The sequence below is a fragment of the Dactylosporangium sp. NPDC005572 genome (assembly GCF_040605515.1).
Taxonomy (GTDB): Bacteria; Actinomycetota; Actinomycetes; order Mycobacteriales; family Micromonosporaceae; genus Dactylosporangium.
Map to the genome: position 1 here is coordinate 86,335 of NZ_JBEXCY010000011.1, position 11,665 is coordinate 97,999.

General features: G+C 69.4%; 9 protein-coding genes. All 9 read right to left on the reverse strand.

What is annotated here, in order from left to right:
- Positions 1-19 precede the first annotated feature (19 nt).
- Positions 20-1,780 carry an ABC transporter family substrate-binding protein gene (locus tag ABZS66_RS08760; protein ID WP_354756513.1) on the reverse strand — a complete coding sequence of 587 codons (1,761 nt, stop codon included), beginning with the start codon at positions 1,778-1,780 and terminating at the stop codon, positions 20-22.
- 275 nt (positions 1,781-2,055) lie between these two features.
- Positions 2,056-3,312, reverse strand: coding sequence for an iron uptake transporter deferrochelatase/peroxidase subunit (gene efeB, locus ABZS66_RS08765; RefSeq protein ID WP_354756515.1), 1,257 nt, complete (start codon positions 3,310-3,312; stop codon positions 2,056-2,058).
- A 57-nt stretch (positions 3,313-3,369) separates the two neighbouring features.
- Positions 3,370-4,503, reverse strand: a complete 1,134-nt coding sequence (gene efeO, locus ABZS66_RS08770) for an iron uptake system protein EfeO (RefSeq protein WP_354756517.1) — start codon at positions 4,501-4,503, stop codon at positions 3,370-3,372.
- Positions 4,504-4,538: 35 nt separating this feature from the next.
- Positions 4,539-5,396: an iron uptake transporter permease EfeU gene (efeU, locus tag ABZS66_RS08775; RefSeq protein WP_354756519.1), complete on the reverse strand. Its 858-nt coding sequence runs from the start codon at positions 5,394-5,396 to the stop codon at positions 4,539-4,541.
- A gap of 133 nt (positions 5,397-5,529) precedes the next feature.
- On the reverse strand, positions 5,530-7,008 hold the full coding sequence (gene ahcY / locus ABZS66_RS08780) for an adenosylhomocysteinase (protein WP_354756548.1): 1,479 nt from the start codon (positions 7,006-7,008) through the stop codon (positions 5,530-5,532).
- A gap of 1,162 nt (positions 7,009-8,170) precedes the next feature.
- A complete protein-coding gene (manA, locus tag ABZS66_RS08785) occupies positions 8,171-9,292 on the reverse strand; it encodes a mannose-6-phosphate isomerase, class I (RefSeq protein ID WP_354756520.1) in 1,122 nt (373 codons plus the stop codon).
- Between the two features lies 1 nt (position 9,293).
- Entirely contained in the window at positions 9,294-10,256 is a 963-nt protein-coding gene (locus ABZS66_RS08790; protein WP_354756521.1) for a cation diffusion facilitator family transporter, read from the reverse strand.
- Complete coding sequence (locus ABZS66_RS08795; RefSeq protein WP_354756549.1) at positions 10,253-11,455, reverse strand: SIS domain-containing protein; 1,203 nt, start codon at positions 11,453-11,455, stop codon at positions 10,253-10,255. The genes ABZS66_RS08790 and ABZS66_RS08795 overlap by 4 nt, the downstream gene beginning before the upstream one ends.
- 5 nt (positions 11,456-11,460) lie before the next feature.
- Complete coding sequence (locus ABZS66_RS08800; RefSeq protein WP_238015216.1) at positions 11,461-11,652, reverse strand: Trm112 family protein; 192 nt, start codon at positions 11,650-11,652, stop codon at positions 11,461-11,463.
- Between the last annotated feature and the right edge of the window lie 13 nt (positions 11,653-11,665).

The window sequence follows — 11,665 nt, forward strand, 5'->3', positions numbered from 1 at the left end:
CGTGTGAGAAAGCCCAGACTCAGGCGGCCTTCTGGCCCCACTCCTGGATGTTGTAGGTCGGGCTCCACTGCGTCGGGTTGTCGCGGAAGTTCACGTAGTCGGAGTACGTGAAGGTGAGCGTCGGCTTCTGCACGAGCGGCAGCACGTACGCGTCCTTGGCCATGATCTCGTTGGCCTGGTTGAGCAGGTCGGCGCCCTTCTTGGCGTCGAGGGCCTGCGCACCCTGCTTGTTGAGGTCGTCGACCTGCGAGTTCGTGTAGTTGCCGTAGTTGCCGCCGCCGCCGGTCACCCAGTTCTGCTCGGCACTGCCCTGGAAGAGCGGGCTGCCGACCCAGGCGAAGATGATGAAGTCGAAGTCACCGGTGGTGAGCGTCTTGCCGAGCGTCTCGGTGACCTCGATCTTGATCTCGATGCCGAGGTTCTTCAGCGCGGCCTGGACCAGCTCGCCGGTCGTGGCGCGCAGCTGGTTGCCCTTGGTGTGGCGGAAGCGGAAGGCCGGCACGGTCTCGCCCGCCTTGGTGATGAGCTTGCCGCCCTCGATCTTGTAGCCGGCGTCGGTGAGGATCTTCTTCGCCTTCTCGATGTCGCCCGAGCCCTGGCCGGTCGACGAGACGACGTCCTTGTAGTTGGGGTCGCCGGGGAAGAAGTTGTGGCTGCCGAGCGGCTTGGCCTGCTTGTCGAAGACGCCGTAGGTCTTGTCGATCACCGACTTGACGTTGATCGCCGTGAAGATCGCCTGGCGCAGGGCGGTGTCGGCCAGGTACTTGTTCTTCAGGTTCAGGTCGATGTGCTCCCACGTGTACCCGTGGCCGATGCGGTAGATCACGCCGGGCGTCTCACCCGCGCCGTTGACGAGCGCCGCGTTCGGCTGCGGCGACATGCCGGTGATCTCCTTGTTCTTCAGCGCCGGGATCACGGAGCCCTGGTCGATGATGAACTTGAAGACGACCTTGTCCAGCGACGGCTTGACCTTGCCGTACCACTTGTCGTTCTTCTTCAGCACCAGCGACTGGTCCTTGGTGAAGGACTCGATGACCAGCGGGCCGCCGGACCAGGTCGGGACCGTCTCGCTGAACCAGTTGGCGGCGCTGTTGACGCCCTCGGGCTTGTTCAGGTCGAAGCCCTGCTTGGTGGCGAGGTGGGCCGGGTAGAGGCCGTCGGTGGAGTACAGGCCCTTCCAGTCGGCGTAGGTCTTGCCGTCCTCGAAGGTGAGGGTCACCGTCTTGCCGTTGTCGGAGCCGACGATGCTCTTGATGAGCTCCCAGCCGGACGAGCTCGCCGGCGCGCACTCGGTGCAGTGCTCCTTCTTGCCGGAGTTCTGCTTCCAGGCGAGCGTGAAGTCGTCGATGCCGATCGCCGTGCCGTCGTTCCACACGGCGTCCGGCTTGATCTTGTAGACGATCGTCTGCGGGTTCTGGTTCGTGAGCTCCGCCGAGACGAGCAGGTCGGTGTTGAGCTGCAGCTGACCACCCGGGTCCGACTTGAAGACCTGCGGGATGAGACCGGACATCGCCTGCGCGGCGACCAGCGTGTTGCCCTCTTCGGTGTTGATGTTCCAGCTCGTGAAGCTCTGCTCCAGGCCGAAGACGTACTCACCACCGGGCTTGGTCTGCCCACTGTTGCAGGTGTTCGGGTTCTTCTCGCAATCCGCGTAACCGGCGTTGGATGTCGGCGCGCCGTTGTCCTTGTCGCCGCCGCCGCCACCGCAAGCGCTCAGAACCAGCACGGTGGCTGCCCCGACCGCGACGAGGCTGGTAAGCCCCTTCGATCTCGTACGCATGTCCCCTCCAGTCAGAAACGCAGGCCCGGGCCACGACCAGTCCGCGGTCGCGGGCACGACCGTGGGCCAACCGGGCTGCGTTGTGGTGCCTAAAGGAAACGACGCTCGGCTCTGCCTGCATAGAGGATGTAGAGATTCGTAACTGTCCCGTTATGCGGACGATTGCGGGACGAATTTACGGCACTAACGGACGTTGCGAAGTCGTCAGATTACAGATGGTGCAAGTAGATCTTGCCGACCCACGCCCGAAATGACCTGGAAACAACCCGTCAAATCTACGCAAACAGGGATCGACCCCAGTAGTCGTCGGCGGCCTTGATGCCCGGCGGGCAGGCGAACAAACCACTTGACACATGGCGGATGTACTCGTTGAGTGCGTCCTGACGCGCGAGCTGAGTTTGCATGGGCACGAACTGGCGGCGTGGATCCCGTTGGTACGCAATGAAGAAGAGCCCGGCGTCGAGCCGCCCGAGGCCGTCGGAACCATCGACGAAGTTGTACCCACGCCGGAGCAGGCGTGCGCCGTTGTTGAAGTCCGGGTGCGCCAGCCGTACATGCGAATCCATCGCTATCGTCGACTCACCGGCGGCGTCCTTCACCGCGAAGGCCGGCTCGTCGAACTCCTTCACCCCGGTCAGCGGTGCGCCCTCGCCCTTGTTGCGACCGATGATCCCCTCCTGCTCGCCGAGCGACGTGCGATCCCACGTCTCGATGAGCATACGGATCTTGCGGGTGACCACATAGGACCCGCCGGTCATCCACTCCGGACCGTCGCCGGCCTGCACCCACAGGTGGTCCTGGAGCAGCTTCGCGTCCTCGGCCTTGAGGTTGGCGGTGCCGTCCTTGAAGCCGAACAGGTTGCGGGCCGTGGTCTGGCTGCGCGAGGTCGACGAGGTGCGGCCGAAGCCGAGCTGCGACCAGCGCACGCTCACCACGCCGAAGCCGATGCGCGCGAGGTTGCGCACGGCGTGCACGGCGACCTGCGGGTCGTGGGCGCAGGCCTGCACGCAGATGTCGCCGTCGGAGATCGCCGGCTGCAGCGTGTCCTTGGCGAACCGGGGCAGGTCGGCGAGGGCCGCCGGGCGCTTGTCCGCGATACCGAAGCGGTCCTTGCCGTCGGCGGTACGGAAGAGGCTCGGGCCGAAGCCGATGGTCAGGGTGAGGCCGGACGGCGGCAGGCCGAGCGCCTCGCCGGTGTCGTCGGGCGCGGCCTCGGGCGCGCCGTTCACCGCGCCGATGCTGCCGGCGTCCTTGCCGGTGGTCATCCGCGCGGCGGCCATGGTCCAGCGCTGGAGCAGCTCGACGAGCTCCTCGCGCTTGCTGGTGATGACGTCGAACGCGACGAAGTGCAGGCGGTCCTGCGCCGGGGTGACGATGCCGGCCTGGTGCGCGCCGTAGAAGGGGATGGCGGCGCCCGCATCGGCGGCTTGCGCAGGGTTTGGGCTGTCGAACACCTGTGCGCCGACGACACCGGCGGCGGCCGCTCCGACGGCTCCCGCCCCGGCGAGGCCGAGCATCTTCCGGCGGTCCATCGAAACCTCCATTGTGGACGGCCGCGGGGGCGGGGCGCCCCCGCGGCCGGTGCGTGACTACTTGGTGGCGACCAGCGGGGCGACCTTGCTGATCGGCTCGGCGAGCGCGTTGATCGTGTCGGCGAGCGCCTTGAGCTCGGTCTCGGACAGCTCGTTGTGCAGCTTCCAGCCGTCGCCCTTGCGGTGCTTGTCGAGCTCGGCCTGGGCCGCGGCGAACTTCTCGTCGAGCGTCTTGGCCAGGGCGGCGTCCTTCTCCTCGATGACCGGGCGCAGCGCGGCGATGGCCGCCCGCGAGCCCTCCAGGTTGGCCGCGAAGTCCCACAGGTCGGTGTGCGAGTAGCGGTCCTCCTCGCCGGTGATCTTCCCGGTGGCCACCTCGTCGAGCAGCTCCTTGGCGCCGTTGGCCAGGTTCAGCGGGGACAGCTCGACGGTGTTCGCCTTCTCGACGATCGTCTTGACGTCGGTGAGCAGCTTGTCGGCCGTCGGGCCGGACTTGCTGACGTCGTTGTTCACCCAGAGGTCCTGCTCGATCTTGTGGAAGCCGGTCCACTCCTGGCCGGGCTCCAGGTCGCCGTCACGGGCGTCGATCGCCGGGTCGAGGTCGCCGAAGCTCTCCGCGACGGGCTCGATGCGCTCCCAGTAGGTCCGGGCGATCGGGAAGAGCTCCTTGGCCTTCGCGATGTCGCCCGCCTTGACCGCGGTGACGAACTCGGTGGTCTTGTCGATCAGGGCGCCGGTCTGGCTCTTGACGTACCGCTGGTAGTCGGTCGTCGCCTGCTTGAGCTTCGCGTCGTCGGTCAGCGGCTTGTTCTCGCCGGTGGCCTTGAAGCCGCCACGGATGCCCTTGCCGATCATGCCGGGCTTGCAGGCCGTCTCGTACGTGCCGGCGGGCAGCTCGACGATGAGCTCGCGGGTCAGGCCCGGCGCGATGTTCTCGACCTCGCCCATGATCCGGTCGCCGCCGGCGTAGACGTAGAACTCGGTGACCTTCGCGCCCTTGTTGCTGATGGCGAACGTCACCGGACCGGCGGCGGTCTCGGTCGTCGCGACGTTGCACTCGGTGTCGGTCGCGGTGACGGTGATCTTGCCGTTCTTCGGGGCGTCGCCGCCCTGGTCCTCGGTCTTGTCGCCGCCGCATGCCGCCGCCAGGCTGCAGGCGACACCGATGACGAGCAGTCGTGAAATGCGCATGGTGCTCCTACACGAAGGGGGATTCCGTGGGTACTTCAGGCGTTGGTGCTGGCCGGCTCCACTGCCGGCGGCTTCGCATCGGTCTTCGGCTGCCTGCGCAGCAGCGGCAGCAGGAACAGGACGAGGACCGGGATGCCGTAGCCGGCCCAGGCGACGGTCTCCAGGACGGACGGCTGGGGCGTGAAGTTGAACATGCCGCGCAGCAGCTCGGCGTACCACGAGTCGGGCGGGAACGCCTTGGTCACGTCGTACGCGTACGTGTTGAGGCCGGGCACGATGCCGGCCTCCTGGAGGTCGTGCACGCCGTACTTGAAGATGCCGGCGGCGACCAGCACCAGCAGGGCACCGGTCCAGGTGAAGAACTTCGTCAGGTTGATGCGCACGGCGCTCGCATACAGCAGCCAGCCGAGCACGACGGCCGTGAGCAGGCCGAGCGAGATGCCGATGAGCGGCTCCGCGGTGTCCATCGCGCCCTGTGCGGCGGCATAGAACAGGATCGACGTCTCCAGGCCCTCGCGGATCACGGCGAGGAAGGCCATGCCGGCGACGGCGAACGTGCCGACCTTGATCGCCTCTTCGAGCCGGCCACGCAGCTCGGCGGCCATGCGCCGGGCCATGCGGCGCATCCAGAAGATCATCCAGGTCACGAAGGCGACGGCCACGAACGAGGCGATCGCCTCGAACAGCTCCTGCTGCTCGAAGGTGAGCTCGGCGGCGCCGATCTCCAGCAGCGCCGTGAAGCCGATCGAGATCAGGGCGGCGAGCGCGACACCGGACCAGACCCACTTCAGCAGGTGCTTGCGGCCGCTCTTGACCAGGAACGCCACGAGGATCGAGACGACGAGCGTGATCTCGAGTCCTTCGCGGAGGCCGATCAGGTAGATGGCGGTCATGCCGAGCTCCGTAGGTTAGCTATACCTAAGTTAGGTCAGCCATACCTTAGACCTCTTCGATGATCCGCTACAAGCTTGTAGAACACAAACGGGGTCCGGTCACATGACCGGACCCCGCTGCGCGGGACTGGAATCAGTAGCGGTAGTGGTCCGACTTGTACGGGCCCTCCACCGGGATCCCGAGGTACTCGGCCTGCTTCTTGGTCAGCTCGGTGAGCCTGACGCCGAGCGCGTCGAGGTGCAGGCGGGCCACCTTCTCGTCGAGGTGCTTCGGCAGCGTGTAGACGCCCACGGGGTACTGCTCGAGCTTCGTGAACAGCTCGATCTGCGCGATGACCTGGTTGGTGAAGCTGTTCGACATCACGAACGACGGGTGGCCGGTCGCGTTGCCGAGGTTCAGCAGGCGCCCCTCGGAGAGCACGATGATCGAGTGGCCGTCGTCGAACTTCCACTCGTCGACCTGCGGCTTGATGTTGATCCGCTTGACGTCCGTCCGGCGGGCCAGGCCGGCCATGTCGATCTCGTTGTCGAAGTGGCCGATGTTGCCGACGATCGCCTGGTGCTTCATCCGCGCCATGTGGTCGGCGGTGATGACGTCGAGGCAGCCGGTCGCGGTGACGAAGATGTCGGCGGTCTCGACGACGTCCTCGACCGTGGCGACCTGGTAGCCGTCCATCGCGGCCTGGAGCGCGCAGATCGGGTCGACCTCGGTGACGATGACCCGGGCGCCCTGGCCGCGCAGCGACTCGGCGCAGCCCTTGCCCACGTCGCCGTAGCCGAACACGACCGCGACCTTGCCGCCGATGAGCACGTCGGTGGCCCGGTTGATGCCGTCGATGAGCGAGTGGCGGCAGCCGTACTTGTTGTCGAACTTCGACTTGGTGACCGAGTCGTTGACGTTGATCGCCGGGAAGAGCAGCGTGCCCTGCTGCTGCATCTCGTACAGGCGGTGCACGCCCGTCGTGGTCTCCTCCGTCACGCCCTTGATGCCGGCGGCGACGCGGGTCCAGCGGCGGTTGTCCTCCTGCAGCGAGCGCTGCAGCAGGCCCAGGATCACGGCGTACTCCTCGGAGTCGGCCGTGTCCGGCGACGGCACGGCGCCGGCGCCCTCGAACTCCGCACCCTTGTGCACGAGCAGGGTGGCGTCACCGCCGTCGTCGAGGATCATGTTGGGGCCCTGGCCGTCGGGCCAGACGAGCACCTGCTCGGTGCACCACCAGTACTCCTCCAGGGTCTCGCCCTTCCAGGCGTACACCGGGATGCCCTGCGGCTTCTCCGGCGTGCCGTCGGGGCCGACCGCGATGGCCGCGGCCGCGTGGTCCTGGGTGGAGAAGATGTTGCAGCTCGCCCACCGCACCTGCGCGCCGAGGGCGGCGAGGGTCTCGATCAGTACCGCGGTCTGGATCGTCATGTGCAACGACCCGGTGATCCGCGCACCCCGCAGCGGCTGCGCAGCGGCGAACTCACGGCGGATCGCCATCAGGCCGGGCATCTCGTGCTCGGCGAGCTGGATTTCCTTGCGCCCGAAGGCCGCGAGGGAGAGATCGGCCACCTTGAAGTCGCCGTCGGCGACGGTCTGCGGGCGGTCTCCCGGGTCGGTCTGCGGCGGCATCGTGCTGGTCAATGCAATCTCCTGCTTCTCCAGAGGCGTTGCGGCGACCCTTCACGGTACGCGGGACGATTTGCCGGGGACCAACCGCCTCACGGTGGCGCGGATTGACACTGGACAGCGCGCGGGGCGGTGAGATCGCTCCCACCGCCCCGCGCTTCCCCCCGGTTTGGTTCCCCCGCATGCGGCTCGCACCCATTGCCAACCCCTGCGCACCCGCAACACTACTCTGCGCGATACGAATGTCGAGCAAATCGCAAAAATCGGTCAAGCCGGACTTGTACCGCATGCGCTGCGCGTCAAACGCCGGGCAGCGTCGGGCCGACTCCGTGGCATGGCGACCGGCGTCGCGACCTCGACACCCCGGATGCGCCGAACGCCGCCGGCCTACGTTGCCGGACGCACCCTCGGCGGCCTGGACGTCCACACCGGTCGCCTCGACGCCGCCGGCCGGCCCGGCCGGGATCCACTGCCGCGATCTCGGCGACCCGCCCAGCTGCCACAACGCCGTCGGCCCGCCCCGCCGTGACCTACTGCCCTGACCTACCGCCGCGACCTCAGCCCGCCGCGACCTCAGCCCGCCGCGACCTCAGCCCGCCGCGACCTCAGCCCGCCACGACCTCGGCGGCCCGCACCCCTGCGCTGGCCGCGTCCACGCCATCCGCCAGCGCTGCCGGGAATCCGCCACCGGATGTCCATACGAGCCTCCACAGCCCCGCCACAAGCGCGGGGGTCAGGAGGCGACGCGTCGCGCCGGAGCAGCAGAGCGCGGCGAGCAGGACGCTCAGCAGCGCGCCTGGCAGAACGGGTCGCCGGGCTCGCGCTGTCGATGACCCTTGCATCGCACCACGTCGATGCGGACACGTTTCTCAATCAACGTACCCCGCGCCGCCAAATCGGCCGACCGCTCCGTCACCGACCGTGCCGGACACGCCCGGCCCACTGAAGCCGCGCCCCGCACTCCTGGACCGCGGTGCGGGTCACCGAGGTCGCGGAGGTCGGCGTGGACGTGCGGACGACTCCACGGACCCTCGAGCCTCCGCGAGGAGCTCGCCGTGCGAGATCGACGGGGCGTGCGGATTCCTCCCCATGATCAAGGGAAAGATCTGGTCGCTATCACAGCCAGAAGTTTCCCTTGATCATGGCGAGGGCCAAAGCACGAGCGCTACGGAGTCGCCGCCTGATACGCCTCGCCAGTGCCGCTCACCGCGAGCTCCGGCCGTGACGCCGGTGCGAACGCTGCCTGGCCCTGGGTCAGCGACACCGGGACCACGCCGTCGTCGACCCGCAGGGTGCCCCGTAGGCAGAGGATGATGCGTGGGCCGCCCGCCGGGAAGCGGACCGCCGGGGTCTCGGCGGTGAGCACCGCGCGGTGCAGGGTGAAGTCCTCGATGGGCACCGGGTACGCGGTCAGGCCGGGCGCCAGGGCCACCGGGCGCGTCACCGGGTCCGGGAGGACCTCGAAGCGCAGCACGTCCAGCAGCTCCTCCACGTCCACGTGCTTCGGGGTCAGGCCGCCCCGCAGGACGTTGTCGGAGGCGGCCATGATCTCGACGCCGACGCCCTGCAGGTAGGCGTGCAGGTTGCCGGCCGGCATCCAGACCGCCTCGGTCGGGCGGAGGCGGACGCGGTTGAGCAGGGTGGCGACGATGACGCCGGTGTCGCCCGGATACTGGACGGCCAGGTCGGCGATCAGCTCGCCGGGGCGGCTGGCGGCCACCACGTCGGCGACCAGCTCCGGGTCGGGCTGGCCGAGCAGGCCGCGGACCGCGTCGCGCAGTGCCCGGGCCGGGTCGGGCTGGCTCAGGGCGTCGATCGTCGCCTTGAGCCGCGGGACGTTCAGTGCCGCCAGGTCACGGGCCGTGTCGGCCGGGTCGCGGAAGCCGCACAGGGCGTCGAACTCGGTGACCGCGACCAGCATCTCCGGCTTGTGCCAGGCGTCGACGTACGAGGCGTGGCCGGCCGCGAACCGCTCGCGTGCCCGCTCCAGGTCCGGGTGGGCCTGGAGGGACAGCGGCTGGGCCGCGGCCAGCACCTTCAGCAGGAACGGCAGCCGGAGCCCGAACCGCTCGACGTTGCGCGGGCCCAGCAGGGTCTGCGGGTCGGTGGCGACCGCGTCGACGAGCGACATGCCGCTCACCGCGAGCCGGGACGGGCTCGCCGGGTGGGCGCCCATCCACAGCTCCGCCTCCGGGTCGTCCGTCGGCGCCGGGCGGCCCTGCAGGGTGGCGATCGCGGTGTGCGACCCCCACGCGTACTTGCGGATCGGGCTATCCAGCAGCTCCAAGCTAATGCGCCTCCGCGGTCGAGGGGGCGGCCGTCTCCTGCCCGGCCTTCCCCGCCTGGTAGATGTCCGGCTCCAGGTAGATGACCCGGGCGATCGGCACGGCGGCCCGGATGCGGGCCTCGGCCGCGTCGATGCCGCGGGCGACCTCGTCGGCCGTCTCGTTGTGCCGGACCGCGATCTTCGCCGCGACGAGCAGCTCGTCGGGGCCCAGGTGGACGGTGCGCATGTGGATCACGGACTCGACCTCGGGGCCGTCGACGATGGCCTGCTCGATGGCGTCGATCTGCTCGTCGGTGGCCGACTCGCCGACCAGGAGGCTCTTCATCTCCACCGCGAGGATCGCGGCGACCACGATGAGCAGCACACCGATCGCGGCGGTGCCGACGCCGTCCCAGATGCCGTTGTCGGTGATCAGGGTCATCCCGACGCCGAACAGCGCCAGGACCAGGCCCAGCAGCGCGGCGAGGTCCTCGAGCAGGATGACCGGCAGCTCGGGCTGCTTGGCGCGGCGGATGAACTGCCACCACGACGCCTCGCCCTTGATCTTCTGGGTCTCGATGATGGCCGTGCGGAACGACAGGCTCTCCATGATGATCGCGGCGACGAGCACCACGACCGGCACCCACTTCCACTCCTCGATCGGGTGCGGGTCGGCCAGCTTGTGCCACGCCTCGTAGAGCGCGAAGATGCCGCCGACGAAGAACAGCACGACGGCCACGATGAAGGCGTAGATGTACCGGTCGCGGCCGTACCCGAACGGGTGGCGCGCGGTGGCGGGCCGTACGGCCTGCCGGCCGCCGAACAGCAGCAGGCCCTGGTTGCCGGAGTCGGCGACCGAGTGGATGGCCTCGGCCAGCATCGACGAGGACCCGGTCAGGGCGAACGCGATGAACTTGGTGACGGCGATGCCGAGGTTCGCGAACAGTGCCGCGACTACGGCCTTCGTCCCACCTTCGGTACTCACGGACTGACCAGCTCCTTCATCTCGGACACGGCGGGCACGGCCATGGGGTCGAAGCCGTGCGCGAGTCCAAGATAGATGGAGGCGAAGTCCGGCACAGCCACGAGCGACGCCAATCGTTCCAGAGCCGAGCCACCCTCGGCGGTGATCAGGCTCACCCGCACGCCGCGGCGTTCGGCCAGCTCCTGGACCGCCTCGGCGCGCCGCTCCTCCACCACGGTCGGCTCGCCGTCGAGTTCCTCCTCGTCGTTGGCCAGCCCGCCGTCGCGCAGCAGGACCAGCCGCAGGCGGGTCGGGCTGTCGTTGTCGTCGTCGGACGGGTCGGCGAAGATGTCGCGGTCGGCCTCGGCCAGGCCGCCGTAGACGCCGTCGAGCAGGCCCACCCGGCCGCGGCCGGCCTCGCCGAGGGCGCCGGCCACGGCGGGGTAGCGGGCGTTGGCGGCGAGCGTGTCGCCGAAGCGCCGCGCGGCCACCGTGGCCAGCGGCGACGAGCCCCAGACGATCGGCACCGAGTGGGCCAGGTCGAGCGCGAGGCTCTTGCCGGGGTTGACGAACGACTCCAGGGTCATGCGGCAGCGGTCGGCGTCGGCGTCGAGACGCGACGCGGTCTCCGCGAAGTCCGCCTCGTTGACCTTGACCAGGCCGAGCTGGCGGCCGATGAACAGCACCGGCACGGCGAGCCCCCACAGGCTGGCCCGGGCCGGGGCGCGGCGGGGCACCGGGATGAACGGCGCCCGGAAGCGGTCGGCGAGGGCGTGCAGCTGGGTGTCGGGGGCACCGATCGCGACCAGCCGGGCGCCGCGGCGGCCGGCGGCCTCGGCCGCGGCGAGCGCCTCCGGGGAGCGGCCCGACGCCGACACCGCGATGACCACGTCGGCGGCGCCGACCCAGCCGGGGATGCCGGCGCTGCGGTGGGCGAGGACCGGCACCGGGCAGCGCGGCCCGGCGACGGTCTCCAGGATGTCGCCGGTGCGGGCGGCGGTGCCGACCCCGGCGATGACCACGGCGCGGGGCCGGCCCTCGTCGGCCAGCGCGCTCAGGTCGGTCTCGGCGGCCAGGGCCGCCGACTCCCGCACCTGGGCGCCGGCCGACGCGGTGGCCCGCAGCATGCCGCCCGGGTCGTTGCGCTCCAGCGCCTCGGCGTTGTCGAGCAGCGACAGGTCGACGTCCCGGTGCCCGCGGACGCCCGCGGTGCCTTCCAGCGGGTTCACGACTGCTCCCCCTCGGCCGGCGCGGTGCGGGCCTCGTCGAGCAGCAGGACCGGGATGCCGTCGCGGATCTCGTAGATCCGGCCGCACTCGGTGCAGGTCAGCGTCTGCTCGTCCGCGTCGAGCGTGAGCTCGGCGTGGTGCTCGTCGGGGCAGCGCAGGATCGAAAGCAGGGCGGGGTCGACGGACACGCGTGCCATCTCC